We start from the raw sequence: 22,483 nt of genomic DNA, 5'->3' as shown, positions 1-22,483 counted from the left end.
TCTTTCATTTCAGCGACTGGACCGTCGGTCGTTTGTAGATCCAATAAGGCCCGTAACGGGCCATTGGCGTGGCCGGAGCGATCGACGCAACAGGCACCAGACCTGCGGCGGCCATCACGTCGTGTTCCTCTTCACCAGTGATCGCAAAGTCCATCCGGGCGAGCAAGTCGGGCGGCCGGTGATCCCCCTGCTCGCCATAGGGCCGGAACATGCGCCAACCAAGCTGCCGGCCTGGATGGTAGAACTCCACTTCCCCGATATATACCGACACGTCGCCGGCGCCGATGCGCTGCGCCGCTTCGTACACCGGGCCCGGATCGCGCTCAACACGTTCGGACCAGGCCACGGCCTGGCGTGCGCCAAGACTGATGGCCGCACCGAGGGCGACCGATGCCAGCAGTATTGGACCAACCAGTGAGGCCAGCCGGCGGTGCCCACGCTCCACCAACTGCTGGCGGCTCGCAAAGAGCGCCGCGCCGGCGGCGGCAGCGAGCGGCAACGCATACAAGAATCGGTACGCGTACAGGCGCGAGGGCGCCAGAATCAGCAAAGCCACCCCGGTAGCCACGGCCAGCGGTCGCGCCGACGGCGTGAGAACCGCCAGAACCGCGATCAGCCACAGCACCAGGCTGCGAACCAGCGCGTCGAGGACGATCGGGATCATCTCGGCAGGCCCCCGCCAGTGGCCCACCACGAACTGCGCCCCAAGCGCCACGTCAGCCTGCGCCAGTGGGTTCCCCTGCAGCATCACGTACGCGCCCACGAGCGCGGCCCCCGTCACCGCCGCGCCCGAGGTGAAGGCCGCAGCGATCGCGGCAAATCCCCGAGCGCGCCTCGCCTGCACCAACTCCACGCCGACGGCCACCAGCGTAGCCACGGCCGTTGGCCAGAGGAACGGCGCGGTGGCGGCCATCACGCCGCTGACGGCCGCAAGCACGAGAGAGCGTCCACCCCCTTCGCTGGCCCGTCGAAATGCCCACGCCGCCCCCAGCGCAGCCGCAATCGCCCAGCCGTCCACACGACCACCCCGGCTGGACTGCACCAGCACGGGCTCAACAAGCAGGAGCGCGCCACCCAGCAGGCTCGCATAGGCCCCAACCCCTCGGGCCCACAGCCACAGCAGCAGCGCTGTGGCCGCCGCCGCGCCACCAAACACCGACGCCAGCCTCGGCGCCCAGGCCTGGAACCCCGACATCCGGTAGACACCCTCCTGCAGCGCCGGCCCGAGATAGCCGTACGTCGCCGCGGGGCGCTCGTCTGGCAGCCAGCTGATCGACCACGTTGTGTCAGGTTCAAATACGAGGCTGCGGCCAAAGTCCAGAATCTGTACTTCGTCAATCCAGAACACCGGCGACCACACCAGCGTCGTCGCATGCATGGCGACAGTGGCCACGACCAGGCCCACCCAAAGCTTCAGCATCGCGCCACGGCTCAGAGGGGTCATCGGTGCGGGGATAATATCAGCGGGCAATGATCGGACGCGTACTTGTCACCGGCGGCGCCGGCTTCATCGGCTCGGAACTGACGACGCAGTTGGTGGAGGCCGGGCACGAAGTGGTGGTGCTCGACAACCTCTCCACAGGCCGCTGGGCCAACATCGACGGGCTGCCGTCCGACAGGCTCACGCTGGTTGCCGGTGATGTGCGTGATCGCGCGGCGGTGACGGCTGCCATCCGCGACGTCTCAACGGTCTTCCACCTCGCCGTGGTCAACCTGCGGCACGCACTGCTCCACCCTCGCGAGGCGCACGACGTAAACGCCACAGGGACGCTCAATGTGCTTGAGGCAGCGCGAGAGGCGGGCGTTCCCCGCTTCGTGCACATCTCGAGTTCCGAGGTCTACGGCACCGCCGTCCGCCCCGCCATCAGCGAAGAACATCCGACGATGCCGACCACGGTGTATGGCGCGTCGAAGCTGGCCGGCGAGGCGCTGGCGCGCGCGCACTTCGGCACGTACGGCTACCCCGTCACGGTCGTGCGCCCGTTCAACAGTTATGGCCGCCGGTCACACCACGAGGGCACCAGCGGCGAGGTGATACCGCGCTGGATGCGTCGCGCGCTCGCTGGTCAACCGCTCGTCGTCACTGGAGACGGCCTGCAGACGCGCGACTTCACGCACGTCTCGGACACCGCGCGCGGCATCCGGCTGGCCGCCGCAAGCGACCAGACCATCGGCCGCACCATCAACATCGCCAGCGGCTGCGAGCGCACGCTCCTGGAACTGGCCGACGCCATCGCCGCCGCCTGCGACCGCAAGCGGGTGGTCCTCGAGCATGCCCCGCCGCGGGCCGGCGACATCATCAGGCAGCGCGCAGACATTTCGATGGCGCGAGAGGTGCTGGGCTTCGAGCCGGGCGTGACGTTTGCCGATGGCTTGCGCGACCTGCGTCTGTCGATCGAATCGTGATATCAAGTGGGCCCGATGTTTATTCCCCTCTCACGCACGACGATGGATGAGCGCGAGGTTGATGCGGCGGCGCGTGCCATTCGATCCGGCTGGGTGACCCAGGGCCCGGAGGTGGAACGCTTCGAGCAGATGTTTGCTGAAGCCGTCGGTGCCCCACACGCCTGCGCCTGCGCGTCAGGGACCGCGGCGCTGCACCTGGCCCTGATTGCGGCCGGGGTCGGGCCGGGCGACGAGGTCATCACCGTCAGTCATTCGTTTATCGCCACGGCCAATTCCATCCGCTACTGCGGCGCCCTGCCGGTGTTCGTGGATATCGACGCCGCCACATTCAATATCGACGTCACCCTGATCGAGGCCGTCATCACCCCGCGCACACGCGCCATCCTGTGCGTGCATCAACTGGGGATGCCCTGCGACGTGGGGGCCATCGTCGCCATCGCGGCCCGGCACGGCCTGAGGGTCATCGAAGACGCCGCCTGTGCGGCCGGCAGCGAAATCCTGGTCGACAGGCGTTGGGAACGCATCGGCCGGCCACACGGCGACATCGCGTGTTTCTCGTTCCATCCGCGAAAGGTGCTCACCACCGGAGACGGCGGCATGGTCACCACCCGTGACGCCGCCATGGACCATCGGGTGCGGCAACTCCGTCAGCACGGCATGAACGTGCCCGCCCATGTGCGCCACACTACCCGCACCGTGGTGCGAGAGTCGTATGACGAACTCGGGTTCAACTACCGGCTCACCGACATTCAGGCCGCCATCGGCCAGGTGCAGGTGGAGCGCCTCCCCACCATCGTTGCTGAACGCCGCCGGTTGGCCGCGCGTTATGCCGATCTGCTTGGCAACTCCGGCGTGGTCACGCCCGTTGAACCAGCGTGGGCGCGCAGCAACTGGCAAACGTATTGTGTCTGGCTGCCCGATGGGGTGGAACAGGCCGCAGTGATGGCCGGCCTGCGTGACCGCGGCGTGGCCACGCGTGCGGCGGTCATGAACGCGCATCGCGAACCGGCGTATCCGCCCGGCACCTGGCGCTGCAATGCGCCACTGCTGACGAGCGAGCGGGCTCGCGACCGCGCCATTCAGTTGCCGCTGTTTCCCGGACTCACTGATGCAGAGCAAGACCACGTGGCGGAGGCCCTTGCCCACGTCATAGACGAGGCGCGGGCCGCTGCGGTGCTTCAGTAATGGACACGTCGCCTCGTCTGGTTTCGGTGGTCACTCCCGCGTACAACGAGGCCGCCAACCTCTCGCCACTCTACGAACGCCTCAAGACCGTCCTTGATACCGCCGGCGTGGCCTGGGACTGGACGGTGGTGGACGACCACTCCACCGACGATACGTTCGGTGCGCTCCAGCGCCTGGCATCAGCCGACCCGCGCGTGCGCGGTTGCCGGCTCGCCCGCAACTCAGGCTCACACGCGGCCATCGCCTGTGGCCTCGCGGCCGCCCACGGCGACGTCGTCATCATCCTGGTGGCGGATGGACAGGACCCACCGGAGATCCTGCCCGCGCTCATGGAAGCCTGGTCGTCGGGCGCGCAGGTGGTGTGGGCGGCCCGCACAGATGCCGCGCCCACGCTGACGTCGCGCACCTACTACGGGCTGATGCGCCGCATGGACGGGTTGGCTGACATGGCGCCTGAGGGCGCCGACTGCGTCCTGCTCGACCGGGTGGTGGTGCAGGCCCTGCAGCAGTTTGGCGAGCAACACGTGAACCTGCTGGCGCTCATCACCTGGATGGGTTTCCGGCAGGTGCGGGTGCCGTCTGCACGGCACCCTCGTGTGCGGGGCCGATCGGGCTGGACGATGCGACGCAAGGTGGAGCTGATGGTGGGGTCCATTGTCGGCTTCAGTTACCTGCCGGTGCGGCTGATGTTGTACGCCGGCGCCGGCACGGCGTTCGCAGGACTCGGGTACGCCGTAGCCGGCTCGTCTTCGTTGATGGTGGCCGTGCTGCTCATCGGCGGTCTGCAGATGATCATGCTCGGCGTGCTTGGCGAGTATCTGTGGCGCACGCTCGAAGAAGCGCGGCGGCGTCCACGGTTCCTGATCGAAGCCACCACCTCGGTGCCAGAGGACAGGCGCCAATGATGTGGCCAACGTTCTCCGGCCCTGCCCATCGTCTGCTGCAGGACATTCTGGCGCCCGGGAGCACTCAACAACTCGAAGCCACCCTGCGCGAGGCCATGGGGCCGTCCGCCGCTGGTGCTGGCCCGTGGCTCGATGTGGGCGCCGGGTCGCAGTCGCGGCTCAACGCACTTGGCCGTCGGCCTGTCGTGGTGGACATCTCGCCTGCGCAGGCCCGGGCGGCACATGCCGACGGGGCGTTGGCAGTGGTGGCGTCAATCGAGGCGCTTCCCTTCCCCGATCGCTACTTTGGCGTGTCCGCCTGTGTCGGCTTGCTCCACCATTTACCCGATCGTGCGGCAGCAGCGGGTCTCAAGGAACTGGTGCGTGTGACCCACGGCGAGGGGCGCGTGATCGTGTTTGATGCCGTGCTACCCGAGCGGAAGTGGCGGCGTCCCGCGGCGTCGGCCATCCGCGCGCTCGATCGGGGACGATGGATGCGGAGGCAGGCGGCGCTGGAGCGGCTGCTGCCCGCAGACGAAGGCTGGTCGATGAAACGAATGACGTATGCGGCGACTGGGCTGGAAGGCGTGCTGGCCACGCGCGGTGGAGCCGGTGTATGCCCGTAGCCGCCGACGTCACGCTCGGCACGGGCGTGGTCATCGTGAACCCGGAGCAGGTGAATCTGTACGGGTGCACGATTGGGGACCAGACGCGCATCGGCCCGTTTGTGGAGGTCCAGCGCGGCGTCACGATTGGGCGGGCCTGCAAGATCTCGTCGCATGCGTTCATCTGCAGCGGCGTCACCATTGAAGACGAAGTGTTTGTCGGGCACGGCGTGGTGTTCATCAACGATCGCCACCCGCGCGCGACGGTGGATGGACGGTTACAGACCGATGCCGACTGGGAGGTGATCCCCACGCGTGTGGCACGGGGCGCGTCCATTGGCAGTGGCGCCGTGGTGCTGCAGGGCGTGACCATTGGCGAGGGCGCGCTCGTGGGAGCCGGCGCGGTGGTCACGCGCGACGTGCCGGCCGGGGCGGTGGTGGCGGGCGTGCCCGCCCGTCTGCATCCGGACGCGGCACCACCCGGAATCAGCGAGTTCCGCGGGCAATTGCAGGACCTGCGGCGCACGCTTAATGCCGAGTTCAAGCGGCATGTGCCGCTCGGGACGCTGTTGAACGATCGGTGGAAGCTGGCGGCCGAGCGCGGCTTCGGCGAGGGGACGTCGGTGTACGACGAGTGCCTCATCCTTGGCGACGTGGAGGTAGGCGCGCATTGCTGGATCGGCCCGTTCACTGTGCTCGACGGCTCCCGCGCCCCCCTGCGCATCGGCGACCACACGCAGATTTCATCTGGCGCACAGATCTACACGCACAATTCCCTCGCGCTGTGCCTGACGGGCGGCCGCGCGAAGATGGTTGCGGCTGCCACGACGATTGGGCGCTGCTGCTACATCGCGCCGCAGGCCATTGTGGCCGCGGGCACGGTGCTGGGTGATCACTGCGTGGTGGCGGCCGGCAGTCTGGTTGAGGGCGAGTTTCCTTCGTACAGCTTCATCGCCGGCACACCGGCGACACGCGTGGGGCGCGTGGCGATTGAGGACGACAGGGTGCGATTGGTGCGGGACGACCGGTAGTAAGCCTTTCGCCTACGAGCAACCGGACTTTGGTTTGGGAGTGCCTGCGCAGACCACGCGCCACAACTCGCGGGCGACGATGGCGTTACCCGGGTCGTACAGATGGACCTCGTCGATAAAGACCGAGTCTTCAATCGGGTCACGATCGAGGATCGGGACACGAGCGTAGAAGCGATCGAAGAGCGACGAAAAGTCGTGAAACTCAAGGCCGCTGCGATCCCGGCCCAGCACGGCCTTGTGAAAAATGTGATGGAACGGCCTTTCGCCAACTGATTCGCGGTCCACGTTGGCGTGCAAATTGACCACTGGCTGGTAGACCCACATAAACCGCCCGCCGACGGCGTCAACAAGATCATGCATCCGGCGCTGATTCTCTATGTATCTGGCCGTGCCCGCCTCAAGGACCTCTGGTGTCACCGGAGGCTCTTGTTCGGGAGTCGGCGGACCAAAGAGCGCCGGCAGCACCCGCCTGGTGATTCTGCCACTTACCTCCGGGAACAGCCGGTCGAACCAGTAGGCAGGAGTTCGTGCCGGTCTCCCAGGTTCGCCGAGGAGATCGGCAAGGGCGTCCGCCAGAGTGTCGAAGCTTTCCGGAGTGCCAGGTGGGTGCGTGCTCCCAAGACGGCGCACAAGGGCTCCGTCGTTGGCGCCGTTGTACGCAATGACGAGGCTTGGGCGATAGGCCGCCAGTTGGAACGCCACCCGAAACATTTCTTGAGTGGAACTCCACGACGGCACCCCGGCATTCACGAACCAGTACGCGTCCTGAATCCGGTTGAGGTAGCCGGTAATTGTGGTCTCGTCGGAGCTCGCGAAGAGCCCGAATGCTGAAGACCCGCCCACAAGAAACGCGAGCTCGCGCGAGCCCGCAAACGTCGGCCCCGGCCCCCGAAAGCCATCCCTGTCGAGATGAACCACCTCATTTGACAACCCAACTCGTTCCGCTGGATCGAGCGGAAAGAAGAACAAATATTGCGGATGCAGATGTTGGCGGGTGAATGGCGCGTACAACATCTCGAGCCGACCGATCGGGTCCGTTGGCCAATTGCTGTGAGTCTTGTGCAGGATGCCCGCACGCACCGTGAGCGCGAACTCCCCCACGGCAAGGCCGACAACCGCCGCGCACATTGCCCAGGCACCAACAATGAATGCCCTCCCGATTAACGATGCAGCTCGACGCACAGTAGTTTGGTATCACAAGTTGGGTGAAGGGCGGCTGGGATAGACTGCGTTTGGCTGGCGGCCAGGTTCGCCATGCAGGATTCGTGACCGAGGGACTGACACAATGGCTGGGCTCCGAAAGCGGTTCCTTGATGGAGTCTTTCGCGACTACGGAGCGCGTCATCTTCCGCGCGTGTTCGTCGAGACCGGAACGTTCCAGGGAGATCTCGCCTTCGACATCTGCGATCGGTTTGCCCGGATTCACACGATTGAGTTGAGTCCCAAGTGGCATGCGCATGCCTCAGAGCGGTTGAAGGCGTACCAACACATCACGTGCCATCTGGGCGACAGCGCAGAAGTCCTTGCGGAACTTGGCGCAACGCTTGAGGAACCCGCGGTGTTCTATCTCGATGCCCATTTCGCGGGCGGAGACACGGCATTCGGATCGGAAGAGGTCCCGCTCATGCGGGAGCTCAGTGCCCTCAGCACCCGCACCTGGAAGGACATCATCATCATCGACGACCTGCGCCTGATCGGACACAAGGGCGTCTCAGGCAGGCCCGGGCATCCGAGATATCCACCGATGGAGTTCGACTGGTCACATCTCTCTACTGCCACGATCCGGCAGGCGCTCTCCGGCCGTGGACGGCTGTTCTGGCGCGAGCAGGACAATCGGATCATCGCCTTCACGAATCTCTCTCGGTTGGACCTGATCAGAGTCCGGACGCGCACCGCGTTCTTCGAGCGTGGCGCCATCATCCGGCACCGAAGCCGAACGGCCCTCTCAGTGGTCTTGAAGCACCCCCCCACCCGGTGGGTGCCGCAATTCAGAGAGCTGTGGAAGAATCGTAGGCGCCGGTGGACCCGCTGATGACTGCCCCTGACCTGTCGCTGATTCTCTGTTCGCGTAACGACAGCTACATGGGGAATGCGCGCTGGCGCTTGCAGACGGCGCTGAACTATGTCGCCAGGAATGTCCATGCGCTTGGCCGGGCGGCTGACGTTGAAATCCTCGTGACCGACTGGGGAAGCGACGTCCCCCTTCATGACGTGCTGGAACTGAGCGCCGAGGCCGTGGCCATGACATCGTTCGTGGTCGTCCCCCCGGTGATGGCGAAGGCACTGCAACGCGACAGCCCGTTTGCGGAGGTGATCGCCCTCAACGCCGCGGCGAGGCGGGCCTCAGGTCGCTACATCGGGCGAATCGATCAGGACACGCTCGTCGGCGCGCGGTTCCTGGCTACGTTTTTTGAGACATTTGGCCAAGCGGCCACTCCCGACATGCCCCTCGCGATGGGATTCTCTAACGTCAAGATGATCAACTATCGATTTGCCGTTCGATGTCCCTCATTCGCGAGCGTCGAGGCCTATGTGCGCCTCTTTGGCCGCTCGCTGAAGCGAGAGAACTGGCATTCGCGCTCGCCCTTCTACCACGCGGCCGTTGGCATCTGGCTGCTGCACCGGACGCTGTGGGAGGAATGCGGCGGCTACGATGAGCGCATGATCTACATGAACTCCATGGAGACAAACATGACCAGACGGTTGTTGCCCAAGTATGCGATGACCAATCTGGGAGAACTGTGCGACTACGATTTTTACCACCTCGAGCACTACCATCCGTGGGTCCCGAGGTTGTCGCGCGTGTGCCCCGGAAGGTCAACAGCCACCAGGAGTTTGCCACGCCTGACGCGCTCAATCCCAATGGCGACGGATGGGGTTTGCGCGACGCTCAAGTCGAAGTCCGACGCGCGCGGGCCGGTCACGGCCCGGTTGACGCCCGTAGTGCCGGTGTCGCTGTTCTGAGTTTTGCGGTGATGATGCTCCGCATTTTCCCTGCGACGGCTTTCGACCACGTGGGCCTGTCCGCGCGACGGCAGGTCCAACGGTTGCGTCATGCCTGGCAGCTGATCCAGGGCCATCCTGTCGGTGCGTGGCCCCGCGTTCTGGTGACCCGTTGGAAGGAACGGCGAAGTTAAGGGTGACCAGACTTCCGCAGAAATGGACGCTCACGGAGACCTTTCGGGCGCTGCGCGACCTGCTCCAACCTCGCGAGCAACGGCAACTCGTTCTGGTCGTCGTCGCGGCCTTGCTCACCGCCGGCATCGAGACGCTCGGCGTGGCGTCAATCCTTCCGTTCATGGCGATCGTGGTAGACCCCAACGCACTGACTAGCCAGCCGCTGCTTGCCGCACTGGCTCGTACCTTAGGCGCAGACACGTGGAAGGCCACCGTCATCTGGGCGGCGGCGGTCACCGGCGCCATGGTCGCACTGGGGAACGCCGCAAGGTTATGGAGCAGCTGGCTGCAGTGGCGCTACGAGACGCGTATTCGACATCGTCTGGCTGCTGATCTGCTGCGGGCCTACCTGCACGCCCCCTATTCGCTGCACGTGACGCGCGACCCGGCGTCGCTGATGAAAGTCATCAGCCACGACGTGGGTGGGGTCACCGGCAGCATCCTGATCCCCATGTTCAACGGCGTCTCGCGTGCCTTTGTGGTGCTCGCGCTGCTGGGCCTGGTCGCCGTGCAGAGTCCCACCATCGCGGTCATCGCCTTCGCCGCGCTGGGCGGGGCGTATCTGATTATTTTTCGGGTGATGCGGGTTCGACAGTCGCAACTGGGGGAGCAGGCCGGTCAGGCCGCGTATGAGTGGAACTCCACCACGCTCGAAGCGTTTGGCGGAGTCAAGGAACTGATGGTGATGGACCGCCGGGATGCGGTCAGCGAACGCTTTGCCGACGCCGACCGGCGCCTGGCTGAGGTGTCCGTCAGTCGCAGAATCGGAGAAGCGGCGCCGCGGCACCTGCTCGAAACCCTCACCTTCGGCTGCATCCTGGCTGTCACCGTCGCCATGGTCAGCACCAGCGACAGCGCCACAGCCGCGGCCATCCCGACGCTGACGCTGTACGCCTTTGTGGGCTACCGGCTCATGCCGGGCCTTCAGCAGCTCTACAGCAGCGCCGTCTCTCTGCGGTACGGTCTGCCGGCACTCAAGGCCGTGTACGCGGATTGGCTGGAGACCGGTGCCGGCGCCGTGCGCCCTGCCGAGGCGGCCGACACGTCGCGGCTTGGCTTTCGAGAGAGCATCTCACTGCAGGGCGTGACCTTTCGGTACCCCGGGGCGGGCAAGGCGGCGTTGACTGACGTCTCCCTGGATATCCGCCACGGTGAGAGCATCGGGCTGATCGGCCGCACCGGGGCCGGCAAGACGACGCTGGCAGACCTGCTGCTCGGGCTCTTTGAACCGGGCGCCGGTACGCTGACCGTTGACGGAGCGCCGCTGACCCAGACGTCGATCATGGCGTGGCGCCGCCACGTCGGCTACGTGGCGCAACACATCTTCCTGGCCAATGCCAGCGTCTCTCAGAACATTGCCTTCGGATTGCGGGCCGACGAGATTGATGAGGCGGCCGTCAAAGAAGCCGCCGCGCTGGCGCAAGTGGACACGTTCATCCAGAGCCTGCCCGATGGCTACGCGACGATTGTCGGTGAACGTGGGGTGCGCTTGAGCGGCGGTGAGCGCCAGCGCATCGGAATCGCCCGCGCTCTTTACCGGAAGCCTTCGGTGTTGGTCTTCGATGAAGCGACCAGCGCGCTTGATGGGTTGACCGAAGAAGCGGTGATGGACGCCATTCGACACCTCAGCGGCGACCGGACGGTGGTGCTCATTGCCCATCGCCTCCGCACGCTGGAGGCTTGCGACCGGCTCGTGCTGCTGGATGCGGGGCACGTCGTGGCCGTGGGATCCCATGCGGAGCTCTCAGCGTCATCCGATTCATTCAATCAGTTCCGGGCCCGGTCGTGAGTGTGTGATGTCCACCTCGCTGCGCTCACAGCTCCGGCTCGCACTCCGATCAGCGGGTGCGTTGGAATCGACGCGACGCGCCAGGGCGGCGATCGCGAGGCTGACGCGGCGTGTGTCAATCCGACGCCTCCTCGCCGAGCGCCGCCAATTCCTGAAGTTCGCCGATCGATACGGTGCCGCGCTGACCCGCTCCGGCCTCTCTGCCCCGGCCCACTCCAAGACGGCGCTGATTGTCGGCCGAATCGGCCGCACGCCGGAAGCGCAAGTGATGGCCGCACGAGTGCTTCAGTGGGCGGGCTACACGCCCACCGTCCTGCTTCTGAACACGGACGACCGATATCTTCGCCGGTACCTCGACCTCGCCGGTGTGCACACGCTCGAATGGCCCACCGCGGCGCAGCCGGCCCGCTTCATCAATGAGGCACGGGCCCTGTTGGGGCGTTGCCACTCGCTGCAGGCCGTGCTCGACCTTGAGTCAGAAGGGGTGCGCGTTGGACGCTCGGCCCTGTCCACCACGCTGCGGGTGTCGCAGGTCGGCCTGCTGGAACTCGATGTGACGGCCGATGACCCTCGCTTGATTCGCGGCATGGCAGCCGCGCTGGCAGCAGCCAGGACTGCTCGAGAGGTGATCGGTCGTGTGGCTCCGGCCCTCACCCTCTCGTATGAGATGGAGTACACGCCCAAGCGGGAGCTGTTTGACGCGACCCTGGCCCGTGGAGGCATGGTCGTGAGCACGTGTCGTGCACCCAGGCGTGACGCACTTCTCCTGAAACGCTACACCGCTGCGGCGAGTCACGACCACCCGACCTCGCTTTCCGCCGCATCCTGGCAGTCCATTCAGCACATGCCCTGGACAGCCGCACATCGTCTGGAACTTGAGACCGTGGTGCGGCAGTGTTACGAAAGTGGAGATTGGTGGGGCGTCCCGCCGGCGCACCAGCGAAATGCCGGGTCCCCATCAGACGTCCGAACGCGGCTGGGCCTTGACCCATCAAAAAAGACGGCGTTCATCTTCCCGCACGTGCCATGGGACGCGTCGTTCTGCTGGGGCGCAGATGTGTTTGGCGACTACCAGACATGGCTCCTCGAGACCCTTCGAGCCGCGTGCGACAATCCTCGCGTGAATTGGGTGGTCAAGATCCACCCGGCCAACCTGGACAAGAGCGTCAGGATGCGCGACGGCGCAGACCCAATCGAGATCGGAGCGATCCGGCACCACCTGGGCACGCTGCCCTCACATGTTGTGTTGCTCCGTCCAGAGACCGAGATCAGCACGCTCTCGCTGTTTGCGGTGATGGACTATTGCCTGACAGTCCGCGGCACGGTCGGGCTGGAGGCGGCGAGCCGTGGGATTCCTGTCTTGACCGGCGGCACAGGCCGTTACGACCGCAGAGGCTTCACGATCGATTCGGAATCGGCCAGCCAGTATCTTGAACGGGTCAAGCGAATCGAAGACATTCCTGCAATGACGGCTACCGAACAAGACTTGGCCGCGCGCTTTGCCTACGGCATGTTCGTACTCCGGCCCGTCGCCCTCGAACCGGCGCTGGCCCGGTGCCTCGCGATGGGGCATGAGTCTCGGACCGATGTGCGGAGTCGCGGACCAGAGATCGCCTCACTAATAGCGTGGCTGAGAGATTCAGTCGGCGAGGACTTCCTGGGTCGGGACCCATTCGTGAAGGGCCTATAATGCGCGTCGGATCGAACCCAAACAAGGAAGGGACATCGAGTTACTTACCGGCTCGAGTCACCATCTGCGTACTAGTGTGTATCCCTACGCTGACGGACTACCACGCTCATCGGCTGGATGTCCTGAAGCTCTGCCTTGACAGCATCGTCAAGCACACCGATGTGCCATACGACTTGTTGGTCCTTGACAACGGCAGTTGCGACGAGGTGGTCGATTTTCTCCGGTCCCTGCGGGACCAGGGTGTAATACGGTTCCTGCTACTCTCCTCGGGAAATGTGGGCATGGCAGGCGCCTACAGACTCATGTTCGGCGCTGCGCCGGGCGAGGTCGTTGCTTACTGTGACGACGACATCCTCTTCTATCCGGGCTGGCTTCAGGCGCACCTTGCGATCCTGGACTCATTTCCAAGAGTCGGCATGGTCAGCGGAGTGCCAATTCGGCACCAATTTCGGTACGGAAATCGATACTTGGCGCAGTATCTCTTGGATTTTCCGAATGTTGCCGCGAAGACCGGACACTTCATTCCGGACGAATGGGAAAGGGACTTCTTTGCAAGCGTGACTGGGCCTCCTAGAGTTGAGAGCACTCTCAATCGGATACGGGCGGCACACACCGAAGTCGTGCTGGAGCACCAGGGCCTCAGAGCCTATTCCACAGCGACCCATTTTCAGTTCCTTGCTCCTAAGGCCGTCATCATCCAAGGCTTAGGAACAGATTGGCCGGCGGGGCTGATGACGGGCGATCAAGAAATGGACGAAAGGATTGATGCCCTCGGGTACGCTCGTTTATCGACTTTCGGGCGGTACGTTCGACACATTGGCAACGTGATCACTCCTGAGTTTCGAAACTCCTTAATCGAGTTGGGACTGGCCCAGGGACTCCAAGCGTGGACGCCCCCTTCACGTATTTTCCTTGGCCTAGCGCGCCCCCTGAGGGCGCTCGTGCGGCTAGCTCGAAGGCTACGAAACTGGGTCTACTTCATCCGAACGTATCGACCACCTGGATCTCCATGAACCAACAAGCCCACGTGGATCAGGTACGATTTGCAGGTGCCACACGGCCTAGTCTTCGCGGGGCTGCGAGGAAGCTCCCTGATGCCCGTTCCACTACCTGAGCTGCACTATGAACGGTAGCCCCGTCGTCAGCCGAGGCATGTCGGCGCTGCGATCGGTCCTGTATCAGCTGCCGACGGGGGTGCAGCTACGTCTGAAGGCCGCGAAACGGGCGCTGCTGGGCACCTACGAGTGGGCCGAGCCGGTGCGTCGGCTTCGCGTTCGCGAGCAGGACCGGATCGCGGCCGTGATTCGCCAGAATGCCGCACTGGACGGCCGCAAGCGCATCGCCATCTTCAGCCTGCACCACTTCTCGCCTGTCGAATACGGTCTGGCCAAGGCCCTGGAACTCCGAGGGCATGAGGTGCACGGCATTCTGTGCGACGGCCTGCTGCCGCTCTGCGAATTGAACCTGGGTCCCAGCAGCCGGCCGCCATGCCCGGTCTGCATCGGATCGTTCTCCAGTCGCGAAGAGGCGTTCGGGTTTCACTACGCGCGGCTCAGCCAGTACCTCACCCCGCAGGATTTGGAGCGCGCTGAAACGCTCGTGCGTGAGATGCCCAACGAGGCGCTGACCGGGTTGGTGGTGAACCAGGTGCCGGTGGGCGCGTTTGCGCGACGCGAATTGCAGCGATACCACCGTGGCTTCGTCTTTGATCCCAGTGGCGACCCGGCCTACCGTCGATGGCTGGTGAGTGGCACCCTTTATACCTGGGCGGCTGAGCGGTGGCTGGCCGCGATCGTGCCCGACATCCTTGGTGTGTGCAGCGGCCGCACGCTCAACACCGCGTGCGTCTACGATGTCGCGCGCCGACGCGGCATTCGTGTCGTGACGTGGGATGGCACCGCCACGTTTCGTGACGGCATGATGTTCAGCCATGATCGGCCCGCGACGGAGATTCCCCTCGACGACCTTTGGGTGGACGCGAGACAGAGCCCCCTGACGTCGGCCGAAGCCGCGAGACTCGATGAACATCTGGACCTGTGGGCGCGCAGCAGGAACACACCGTTTCCGTACAACACCAATCCCATCAGCGGGGAGAACCCGATTCGCACCGAACTGGGATTGCGCCCAGACGCGTCGCTGGTCGTGGCCTACACCAACACCTCCTGGGACATTGCGGTCATCGATCGGGACGTCGGCTTCCAGAGCATGTTCGATTGGCTCTTCACGCTGGTGGCGTACGCCCAGCGTCACCCCGAGATCGATCTGGTGGTGCGCGCGCATCCCGCCGAGAAGATGGTGCCTCCGGATCTGCAGTCGCGAACGCCGGTCGGACGCGAGGTTCGTGATCGCTTCACGCCGCTGCCGGCCAATATCCGAATCATCGAAGGCGACAATCCCATCAGCTCGTACACGCTGGCGACGATGGCGCAGGTGAATATCGTGTACGCGTCGCGGTTCGGGTTGGAACTGGCGCTGCGGGGTATTCGGCCCTGGCTTGCCGGCGCGGTCACCTACCGTGGCAAAGGGTTCACGCTGGACCTTGACTCGGCAGACCACATGCGCAGGTTGCTGGACGCCCTCGGCCCAGTTACACCGATGCCTGAGGACGACATTGAATTGGCACGGCGATTCGCCTACTTGTGGTTCTTCAGGTACGAGGTCCGCCTGCCGCTGCTGCACCCGCCCGACAAGCGATTTGCGCTCAACACCTTCGATGAGCTGGCACCAGGGGGCGACCAGGCCATCGATAACATCTGCGAAGCGTTCGTCACAGGCAAGCCGTTTGTGGATATGGGGGCTCAGCAATGAGCCAATGGGCCAATGGGCCAATGAGGCAATGAGCCAATGAACGGGCTTCGGCGGGTACTCCGATCGATTGACTCGCGCCTGGGTTGCGCAGCATTGCAGTTGGGGAATCGCCTCTCCCGGGGTCGCGAAAAGGCGATCACAAAGCCCATCGCACTGGCGGACGTTCGGCGGGTTCTGGTCATCAGGCTCGACGAGGTCGGCGACATGGTGCTGACCTCGCCGTTCCTGCGGGAACTCCGGGCGGCCCTTCCGGATGCACGCATCACGCTGGTCGTCCGTCCCAGCATTCACAATCTGGTCGAACTGTGCCCCTACGTCGACAGCGTGCTGACGTTCGATACGACATCGAGGTCCGCCTTCACCGCTGCCGCACGCGCGCGGCGCTTCGTCCGTGCGCACCTGCAGAGCGGGCCCTTCGACCTGGCGATCGTTCCACGCTGGGATGACGATCCGCGTTTCGCCTCCGTGCTGGCATTTGTGAGTGGCGCTCGTCACCGAGTGGGATACCGGGAGCGATCCCTGCTCACACACGTCTGCGATGCGGGTCCCGAGCAACACGAAGTCCTGAGAAACCTCGACCTGATCCGATTCATGAATGCCGGCGTCCACACGGAGCAGCTGGAACTCTGGCTCGGAGCGACTGATGAGCACGTTGCCCAAGACCTGCTGGCCTCACACGGTGTTCAACCGGGTGGTTTTCTCCTTGGTCTCGCGCCGGGAGCCGCGAATGCCCGGAGACGCTGGCCCACGTCCGGTTTTGCAGAAGTAGCCGCGTGGAGCCTCAGAACACACGGGGGCCATGTGGTGGTGGTGGGCGGTGAAGGCGACCGGTTGCTCGGTGAACATCTTCGGGACACCCTTGGTCCGTCCGTCATCAATGCGGCCGGGCAGGCCACTCTCCGCCAGACCGCCGCCCTCCTGAAGTCATGCTCGCTGTTTGTCGGCAACGACTCAGGGCCCATGCATCTGGCGGCGGCAAGTCGTATCCCGGTCGTGGAGATCTCCTGCCACCCGCAGGGAGGCGAGCCAGACCACAACAATTCCCCGCTCAGGTTTGGCCCATGGGGAACGCGCCACGTCGTCCTCCAGCCGGCGGCTCCCCTGGCACCTTGCCGCACGGCCTGTCGGGCCGAGGTGGCGCATTGCATCCGTGGCATTTCCGCTACGGCCGTGGTGGCGCACGCGGCCGCCCTCCTCAGCCCTGCGGCCTTGCGAGATGCATCCACGGCCTGAGCGGCACCCTCGAATCCAGCGGCCTGAGCCGCTGATCGGCGATGGAGGTCGTCAGCCTGTTTCGCGGTCGCCGTAGCAGGGAACGGTAGTGCTGGATGTAGTGCGCCAGCTGAATCTCCTGATGGCGACTGTTCGACTCGGGAAATGGCGCGGCGGGGATCTCGACGTCCAGAAACGCCGCCAGGGCCTCCCACGGATTGCCCAGTGACAGGTCAATGCGCAGAAGGTCCTGAGGCCTGTCGCGGAAGTATTCGGCCACGTCAGCGTGATAGGCCCTATAGGTCTGCGCGCATCGCCGCCGATCGAACGCCGTGGCGCCATACAGCGCGAAGTGGATGCTATCGGCCAACCCGTTTCGCTCCAGGTCAAAACGAATTCTGCCCTTGCGGAACAGCCACTCGACACTCCTGAGCCATTCCTCTTCCTGCCGAGTGGTCAGGATGAACTTGCTGCCGGGGAACATGCCGTCAAGGTATGGATACACCAGCGGCATGGGGTTGTCGGTAAACGCGTCGAATCCATTGAGGATGGGGTCTTCAACATTGTCGAAGAGGCGCCAGGGGAAATCCCTGGTTCTTAATCCGAGAATCGACAGTGCCCGCGCAAGCGATGTCGTACCTGTCCGGTGCAAACCGATGGCGAATACTTTGGCGGGCATGGTTCACCGTCCGGGGACGGGACGTTTATCGTATTCTGAGTAGCGCATGCAGGACGAAATCATCGTAGTGGCTGGCGGCGGCGGGTTCATCGGAGGCCATCTGGTTGGCGACCTGCTGCGAAAGGGCCACTCGGTGCGCGCCGTGGACATCAAGCCCCTGGCGGACTGGTGGCAGGTCTTTCCGCAGGCCGACAACGTTGTGGCCGACCTCCGGTTGAAGGCGGGTTGCGAGGCCGCGTGTGCCGATGCAAAGACCGTCTATCAACTGGCGGCCGACATGGGCGGCATGGGCTTCATCGAGCACAACAAGGCCCTGTGTATGCTCTCGGTGCTGATCAATACCCACATGCTCGAGGCCAGCATGGGTGCCGGCGTGACGCGGTTCTTTTACGCCTCGTCGGCGTGCGTCTACAACGCCGACAAACAGCACGACGCCCAAGTGATCCCTCTCAAGGAAGAGGACGCCTATCCCGCGATGCCCGAGGACGGCTACGGCTGGGAGAAGCTGTTTTCAGAGCGAATGTGCCGGCACTTCCGTGAGGATTTTGGCCTTGAGACCAGGGTGGCGCGTTTGCACAATGTGTACGGCCCCCACGGGACGTGGGCGGGTGGACGCGAGAAGGCGCCGGCAGCCATCTGTCGCAAAGTCATCGACGCGAAGTTCCGGGGCACAAATGCCATCGAGATCTGGGGCGACGGGCATCAGACGCGGTCGTTCCAGTTCATTGACGATTGCGTCTACGGCGCCCAGGCGATCCTTGCCAGCGACATCATCGACCCGATCAATCTGGGCTCGAGCGAATTGACGACGATCAACGGCCTCGTCGATATCGTAGAGGAGATCGCCGGGGTCACGCTCACGCGGACATACAACCTGTCTGCGCCCAAGGGCGTCAACGGGCGGAACTCGGACAACACCAGGATTTTGAACGCCCTCGGCTGGGAACCGACGACGCGGTTGCGAACCGGCCTTGAGCACACCTACCGATGGATCTTCGATCAATATCGCGGCGGGAACCCTCTGCGATGAAGGTCCTGGTGGTGGGACTGGGGGCTGTCGGCCAACGCCATCTTCGCAACCTGAGAACACTGACCGGGCCTGACACCACGATCCTCGCGTATCGTGCGCGCGGACTCTCGCACGTGCTCTCAGAGACCCTGAAGGTCATTCCGGACCAGGCGCTCGACGCGGAGTTCGGCGTACGGATGTTCGGCGACCTGACAGAGGCGTTAGCGGAGCGGCCGGATGTCACGTTCGTCTGTAACCCAACCAGTCTGCATGTCCCCGTCGCGCTCGCGGCAGCCAGGGCCGGCAGCCACCTGTTCATCGAGAAGCCCCTTTCAGACTCAACCGAAGGGATCAACGAACTGATCAGCGTCATCGAAGACAATCGCCTGGCGGGTCTGGTCGGTTACCAGTTGCGCTTTCACCCCTGCCTGCGCGCCGTGCGTGCCCTGCTGGAGCGCGGCGCCATCGGGCGAGTATTGGCCGTCCGTATCGAGGTGGGAGAACATCTCGCCGACTGGCACCCTTACGAAGACTACAGGCAGTCGTACGCCGCCAAGCGTCACCTGGGAGGCGGAGTGGTGCTGACGCAGATCCACGAATTGGACTATGCCACGTGGCTGTTTGGTCCGCCGAAGCGGGTTTTCGCTGTCGGCGGACATCTCAGCCGCCTTGTAGTTGATGTGGAAGACACCGCGAGCATCTTGATGGAGTGCACGGTGGACGGTCGAGGCGTTCCGGTGCATGTGCAGCAGGACTACCTCCAGCGACCACCGGCTCGCACCTGCCAGGTTCTTGGGGACGCGGGAAAAATCCTCGTGGATTTGCGTCAATCGACGCTCCAGCTCTTCGATGACCGCGGACAACTGATGCCGACTGAGCCCATCGCGCCCTTCGAACGGAATCAGCTCTTCCTCGACCAGTTGGCGCACTTCCTTGCCTGCGTCCGTGGTGACGAGGTGCCGATATCCACGGTCACTGACGCCGCCGGAAGTCTCCGCGTCGCGCTGGCGGCAAAGGAATCGATGACAACCGGACGGGTCGTCGACGTGAAGATGTGACAGGCTACGGGCGGCTTCGGCGCAGCCGCTTCATCGAACCCAGCTCTGATTCGTACACGCGTTTCAGCCCATCACCCAGCGAGACCTCGGTGACGCGGATGTACTTCACCAGCCGCTCAAAACCGCTCGGCTCCACTGAGGCGGCTTGATCGCTCCCCCACATGGCACGGTCAAGCGTGATGTGTCGTTCGATCGCCGCGGCGCCCAGTGCCACGGCCACCGCCGAGGGCACGAGGCCCACCTCGTGCCCGGAATATCCGATCGGGTTGATCGGAAATTCCCGGCTGAGCGTTTCGATCATCCTGAGATTCAGCTCCTCCGGTTCGCAGGGATACGAGCTGTTGCAGTGCATGATGAGGAGGTTCTCTTGACCAATCACATCGACGGCCTGATGGATCTGCTCCATTGTGGACATGCCGGTTGAAATGACGATGGGCTTGCCTGACTGGCGCACATGCTTCAGCAATTGATGATCGGTCAGTGCTGCTGAGGGGACCTTGTACGCAGGGGTATCAAAGCGCTCCATGAAGTCCACCGACGGTTCGTCCCAGACCGAGACCATCCAATCAATGTGTCTGTCCCGGCAATAGCGGTCGATCTCGCCATATTGCTCAGCACTGAACTCGACGCGGTGGCGGTACTCAAGATACGAAATGTATCCCCAGGGTGTCTCGCGCATCTGGTCGCGTTGTTCGAGCGGCGTGGAGACCTCCGGCGTTCGCTTCTGGAACTTGACCGCATCGGCACCAGCCTTCGCGGCCGCGTCGATGAGCCGCTTGGCAATGTCCAGATCACCGTTGTGATTGATCCCCACCTCTGCGATGACATAGGTGGGGCAACCGTCGCCGATCCGCCGCTTCCCGAACCAGATTTCACGAGCCAGTGGAAGCTCCTGACTGTGCGTTCAACACCACATCGCACAATTCACGCAGGGCGCCGTAGCCCCCGTTTGTAGTGAGTACGAGGTCCGCCGCCCTTCGGGCCTCCGGGTAGGCGTCTGCCACGGCCACGGACCAGCCTGCGATTTCGAAGCATGGCAGGTCATTAAAATCATTGCCCAGATACACGACGTGTTCGGGTGCCACACCTTTGTTGGCGAGGAACGTCTTCAGGGCGTCGCCCTTCTCTGCCAGCCCCATCCCATGCACCGCTTCGATTCCCATCTTTGTGGCCCTGGCTTTCACGACAGGATTCACCTCGGATGAGAGGACCACAACATCGATGCCGCGCTGCTTCAATTCGCCGATGCGCATCGAGTCCGATCGTGACGCCACCACCATCTCCCGACCGCTTTCGTCGGTCCAGACCCGTGCGTCCGTGATGACACCGTCAAAATCGGTGACGATCAGCTTGATGGTGCCGGGCATCGGACGCCGCGCCTTGCCTGGGGACGTCATCCGAAGCCCGCTATACACGAGCGCCTCGCACCTCTTCCAGTCGGCCGGCGTATCGATGTCCGCCGCATACCCGGCTGCGATCACAATCGGATAGACCACGTCTCCCGTCAATGAGCGCTTCCGGGTGATGGTTGTCGCGCGGATCACATCGATCTGCCCGGTTTGCCAGTAGACCGGCGGCAGGATCTGACGAGGCGCATTGTACGGCTCAGGAATGCCTTCGACTGCCAACAGGGGCCGCAAGGGTTGGTGTTCCCCATCACAACGCCACATCTTGAACGGATTCTGAGCCGCGGGCACGACGCCACGAACGCAATCCGCGTCCTCATGTTCACGCAGGATGCGAAGCGCATCGTCCACCAGGCCGCACGGACGAATGGGTGACGTGGGCCGCAACTGCACGACGACGTCGGGCCGATAGCCGTCGAGCTCTGCCAGCGCTTGCAGGGCATGTTCAACGACGGGAAAGTCCGTGGTGTGGTCCTGCGCCAGTTCCGATGGGCGCAAGAAAGGCACCTCGGCCCCAAAGGTGCGCGCCACTGCGGCGATCTCAGGATCATCGGTCGAGACCACAACTCGAGTCACCAGCGTCGACTCCCTGGCCGCCGCGATACTCCAGGCAATCAGCTGATACCCGGCGAACTCGCGGATGTTCTTGCCGGGAATACCCTTGGAACCTCCGCGTGCGGGAATGAGAGCCAGCGCGTGTGGCCTGGGACGCTCTACCACGCCGTCCATCCACCATCGACGACGACGTTGCTACCGGTCATGTAAGACGACGCATCCGAGGCCAGGAAGAGCAGCGCCCCGTTCATCTCGTGCCTGCGGGCCATACGTCCGAGCATCGTCTTTGCCGAGTAATTCTTCACGAACGCTTCCTCATGCCCGTGAAACACGCCGCCAGGTGTGAGTGCATTGACGCGAATCTGCGTCCCTGCGTAGTACGCGGCGAGATACCGCGTAAAACCCATCACGCCAGCCTTGGTCACGGGATAGTCCACCGGCTTGAATGCGACCCGATCACCGTTGGTCACATAGATGCGCTGGTCAGGGCCATCGAGCCCATACGTGGAGCAGATATTGACGATACTGCCCTTCTGACCGCGCGCGACCATCGGTTTGACACATGCCTGTGTGACCAGAAAGGTGCCGGTCAGGTTGACCTTCATCGCGGCGTTCCACAAATCGAGCGGATAGTCTTCGAACCCGCCCGGCGCAATCCCACCCGCGATTGCAGCTGGATCAAACTTCGGATCCAGGGCCGCACTGTTGACAAGGATATCGAGCCGGCCAAACGTCGACAGGACGACGTGAACCATGGCCGCCACAGACTCGGGGCTCGTGATATCGGTCGCGATCGCCGTCGCTTTGCCGCCGAGTTCCAGGATTGCGGCCGCTCCCGCGGTGGCAGCGCTGGCGTTCAGATCAACAATGACCACAGCCGCACCGGCCTCAGCCAGCGTCCTGGCGAACTCGGCGCCAAGCAACCCCGCCCCACCCGTCACGACCGCTACGCGGTCCGTTAATTTGAAGGATTCAAGAATCGACATCGG

20 protein-coding genes are annotated in these 22,483 nt (G+C 64.0%); 14 read left to right on the top strand and 6 right to left on the bottom strand.

What is annotated here, in order from left to right; genetic code table 11:
- Window positions 1-4: 4 nt before the first annotated feature.
- On the bottom strand, window positions 5-1,444 hold the full coding sequence (locus IPL75_02665) for a hypothetical protein (protein MBK9239172.1): 1,440 nt from the start codon (window positions 1,442-1,444) through the stop codon (window positions 5-7).
- Between the two features lie 26 nt (window positions 1,445-1,470).
- On the opposite strand from IPL75_02665, the gene IPL75_02660 reads away from it, so the two are divergent.
- Genes IPL75_02660 through IPL75_02640 form a run of 5 tightly spaced genes read left to right on the top strand, consistent with a single transcriptional unit; the run spans window position 1,471 to window position 6,111 of the window.
- Window positions 1,471-2,406, top strand: coding sequence for an SDR family NAD(P)-dependent oxidoreductase (locus tag IPL75_02660; GenBank protein MBK9239171.1), 936 nt, complete (start codon window positions 1,471-1,473; stop codon window positions 2,404-2,406).
- A gap of 15 nt (window positions 2,407-2,421) precedes the next feature.
- The gene (locus IPL75_02655; protein ID MBK9239170.1) at window positions 2,422-3,591 is read left to right on the top strand and encodes a DegT/DnrJ/EryC1/StrS family aminotransferase; all 1,170 of its coding nucleotides are present in this window, start codon (window positions 2,422-2,424) and stop codon (window positions 3,589-3,591) included.
- Window positions 3,591-4,496, top strand: a complete 906-nt coding sequence (locus IPL75_02650) for a glycosyltransferase family 2 protein (protein ID MBK9239169.1) — start codon at window positions 3,591-3,593, stop codon at window positions 4,494-4,496. The genes IPL75_02655 and IPL75_02650 overlap by 1 nt, the downstream gene beginning before the upstream one ends.
- Window positions 4,493-5,101: a class I SAM-dependent methyltransferase gene (locus IPL75_02645; protein ID MBK9239168.1), complete on the top strand. Its 609-nt coding sequence runs from the start codon at window positions 4,493-4,495 to the stop codon at window positions 5,099-5,101. The genes IPL75_02650 and IPL75_02645 overlap by 4 nt, the downstream gene beginning before the upstream one ends.
- Window positions 5,092-6,111 carry a hypothetical protein gene (locus IPL75_02640; protein ID MBK9239167.1) on the top strand — a complete coding sequence of 340 codons (1,020 nt, stop codon included), beginning with the start codon at window positions 5,092-5,094 and terminating at the stop codon, window positions 6,109-6,111. Before IPL75_02645 ends, IPL75_02640 begins: the two co-directional genes overlap by 10 nt.
- A gap of 12 nt (window positions 6,112-6,123) precedes the next feature.
- Here the strand turns inward: IPL75_02640 and IPL75_02635 are convergent, their stop codons facing one another.
- The gene (locus tag IPL75_02635; protein MBK9239166.1) at window positions 6,124-7,239 is read right to left on the bottom strand and encodes an SGNH/GDSL hydrolase family protein; all 1,116 of its coding nucleotides are present in this window, start codon (window positions 7,237-7,239) and stop codon (window positions 6,124-6,126) included.
- A 157-nt stretch (window positions 7,240-7,396) separates the two neighbouring features.
- Here IPL75_02635 and IPL75_02630 point away from each other — a divergent pair, with 157 nt between their 5' ends.
- From IPL75_02630 to IPL75_02600, 7 genes are all read left to right on the top strand, one after another.
- Window positions 7,397-8,143 (top strand): hypothetical protein, encoded by a 747-nt coding sequence (locus IPL75_02630; GenBank protein MBK9239165.1) that lies wholly within the window; start codon window positions 7,397-7,399, stop codon window positions 8,141-8,143.
- On the top strand, window positions 8,131-9,075 hold the full coding sequence (locus IPL75_02625; GenBank protein MBK9239164.1) for a hypothetical protein: 945 nt from the start codon (window positions 8,131-8,133) through the stop codon (window positions 9,073-9,075). The genes IPL75_02630 and IPL75_02625 overlap by 13 nt, the downstream gene beginning before the upstream one ends.
- Before the next feature lie 175 nt (window positions 9,076-9,250).
- Complete coding sequence (locus tag IPL75_02620) at window positions 9,251-11,077, top strand: ABC transporter ATP-binding protein (GenBank protein ID MBK9239163.1); 1,827 nt, start codon at window positions 9,251-9,253, stop codon at window positions 11,075-11,077.
- A 7-nt stretch (window positions 11,078-11,084) separates the two neighbouring features.
- A complete protein-coding gene (locus IPL75_02615; GenBank protein ID MBK9239162.1) occupies window positions 11,085-12,767 on the top strand; it encodes a hypothetical protein in 1,683 nt (560 codons plus the stop codon).
- On the top strand, window positions 12,767-13,780 hold the full coding sequence (locus IPL75_02610; GenBank protein ID MBK9239161.1) for a glycosyltransferase family 2 protein: 1,014 nt from the start codon (window positions 12,767-12,769) through the stop codon (window positions 13,778-13,780). Before IPL75_02615 ends, IPL75_02610 begins: the two co-directional genes overlap by 1 nt.
- Before the next feature lie 109 nt (window positions 13,781-13,889).
- The gene (locus IPL75_02605) at window positions 13,890-15,575 is read left to right on the top strand and encodes a hypothetical protein (protein ID MBK9239160.1); all 1,686 of its coding nucleotides are present in this window, start codon (window positions 13,890-13,892) and stop codon (window positions 15,573-15,575) included.
- 36 nt (window positions 15,576-15,611) lie between these two features.
- Window positions 15,612-16,808, top strand: a complete 1,197-nt coding sequence (locus tag IPL75_02600) for a glycosyltransferase family 9 protein (GenBank protein ID MBK9239159.1) — start codon at window positions 15,612-15,614, stop codon at window positions 16,806-16,808.
- On the opposite strand, the gene IPL75_02595 is transcribed toward IPL75_02600, so the two are convergent.
- Complete coding sequence (locus tag IPL75_02595) at window positions 16,771-17,466, bottom strand: hypothetical protein (GenBank protein ID MBK9239158.1); 696 nt, start codon at window positions 17,464-17,466, stop codon at window positions 16,771-16,773. The genes IPL75_02600 and IPL75_02595 overlap by 38 nt on opposite strands.
- A 46-nt stretch (window positions 17,467-17,512) precedes the next feature.
- Between IPL75_02595 and IPL75_02590 the strand changes: the two genes are divergently transcribed.
- Window positions 17,513-18,496, top strand: coding sequence for an NAD-dependent epimerase/dehydratase family protein (locus tag IPL75_02590; GenBank protein MBK9239157.1), 984 nt, complete (start codon window positions 17,513-17,515; stop codon window positions 18,494-18,496).
- A complete protein-coding gene (locus IPL75_02585) occupies window positions 18,493-19,533 on the top strand; it encodes a Gfo/Idh/MocA family oxidoreductase (GenBank protein ID MBK9239156.1) in 1,041 nt (346 codons plus the stop codon). The genes IPL75_02590 and IPL75_02585 overlap by 4 nt, the downstream gene beginning before the upstream one ends.
- 4 nt (window positions 19,534-19,537) lie before the next feature.
- Here IPL75_02585 and IPL75_02580 read toward each other — a convergent pair whose 3' ends face one another.
- The 3 genes from IPL75_02580 to IPL75_02570 are packed head-to-tail and all read right to left on the bottom strand — an operon-like array spanning window position 19,538 to window position 22,480.
- Window positions 19,538-20,416, bottom strand: a complete 879-nt coding sequence (locus tag IPL75_02580) for an N-acetylneuraminate synthase family protein (protein MBK9239155.1) — start codon at window positions 20,414-20,416, stop codon at window positions 19,538-19,540.
- Entirely contained in the window at window positions 20,406-21,668 is a 1,263-nt protein-coding gene (locus IPL75_02575) for an acylneuraminate cytidylyltransferase (GenBank protein MBK9239154.1), read from the bottom strand. Before IPL75_02575 ends, IPL75_02580 begins: the two co-directional genes overlap by 11 nt.
- Complete coding sequence (locus IPL75_02570; GenBank protein MBK9239153.1) at window positions 21,653-22,480, bottom strand: SDR family oxidoreductase; 828 nt, start codon at window positions 22,478-22,480, stop codon at window positions 21,653-21,655. Before IPL75_02570 ends, IPL75_02575 begins: the two co-directional genes overlap by 16 nt.
- Window positions 22,481-22,483 lie beyond the last annotated feature (3 nt).

This window comes from Acidobacteriota bacterium (assembly GCA_016716905.1).
Lineage (GTDB): Bacteria > Acidobacteriota > Vicinamibacteria > Vicinamibacterales > SCN-69-37 > SYFT01.
This window is presented reverse-complemented; position numbering and strand designations above follow the sequence as displayed.

Excerpts from the sequence above, each read along its gene's own strand:
- IPL75_02600 (MBK9239159.1), top strand. The coding sequence starts at position 15,612 with ATGAACGGGCTTCGGCGGGTACTCCGATCGATTGACTCGCGCCTGGGT.
- IPL75_02590 (MBK9239157.1), top strand. The coding sequence starts at position 17,513 with ATGCAGGACGAAATCATCGTAGTGGCTGGCGGCGGCGGGTTCATCGGA.
- IPL75_02640 (MBK9239167.1), top strand. The coding sequence starts at position 5,092 with ATGCCCGTAGCCGCCGACGTCACGCTCGGCACGGGCGTGGTCATCGTG.
- IPL75_02635 (MBK9239166.1), bottom strand. The coding sequence starts at position 7,239 with ATGTGCGCGGCGGTTGTCGGCCTTGCCGTGGGGGAGTTCGCGCTCACG.
- IPL75_02615 (MBK9239162.1), top strand. The coding sequence starts at position 11,085 with ATGTCCACCTCGCTGCGCTCACAGCTCCGGCTCGCACTCCGATCAGCG.
- IPL75_02610 (MBK9239161.1), top strand. The coding sequence starts at position 12,767 with ATGCGCGTCGGATCGAACCCAAACAAGGAAGGGACATCGAGTTACTTA.
- IPL75_02655 (MBK9239170.1), top strand. The coding sequence starts at position 2,422 with ATGTTTATTCCCCTCTCACGCACGACGATGGATGAGCGCGAGGTTGAT.
- IPL75_02595 (MBK9239158.1), bottom strand. The coding sequence starts at position 17,466 with ATGCCCGCCAAAGTATTCGCCATCGGTTTGCACCGGACAGGTACGACA.
- IPL75_02575 (MBK9239154.1), bottom strand. The coding sequence starts at position 21,668 with ATGGACGGCGTGGTAGAGCGTCCCAGGCCACACGCGCTGGCTCTCATT.
- IPL75_02665 (MBK9239172.1), bottom strand. The coding sequence starts at position 1,444 with ATGACCCCTCTGAGCCGTGGCGCGATGCTGAAGCTTTGGGTGGGCCTG.
- IPL75_02585 (MBK9239156.1), top strand. The coding sequence starts at position 18,493 with ATGAAGGTCCTGGTGGTGGGACTGGGGGCTGTCGGCCAACGCCATCTT.
- IPL75_02650 (MBK9239169.1), top strand. The coding sequence starts at position 3,591 with ATGGACACGTCGCCTCGTCTGGTTTCGGTGGTCACTCCCGCGTACAAC.
- IPL75_02605 (MBK9239160.1), top strand. The coding sequence starts at position 13,890 with ATGAACGGTAGCCCCGTCGTCAGCCGAGGCATGTCGGCGCTGCGATCG.
- IPL75_02570 (MBK9239153.1), bottom strand. The coding sequence starts at position 22,480 with ATGTCGATTCTTGAATCCTTCAAATTAACGGACCGCGTAGCGGTCGTG.
- IPL75_02645 (MBK9239168.1), top strand. The coding sequence starts at position 4,493 with ATGATGTGGCCAACGTTCTCCGGCCCTGCCCATCGTCTGCTGCAGGAC.
- IPL75_02660 (MBK9239171.1), top strand. The coding sequence starts at position 1,471 with ATGATCGGACGCGTACTTGTCACCGGCGGCGCCGGCTTCATCGGCTCG.
- IPL75_02630 (MBK9239165.1), top strand. The coding sequence starts at position 7,397 with ATGGCTGGGCTCCGAAAGCGGTTCCTTGATGGAGTCTTTCGCGACTAC.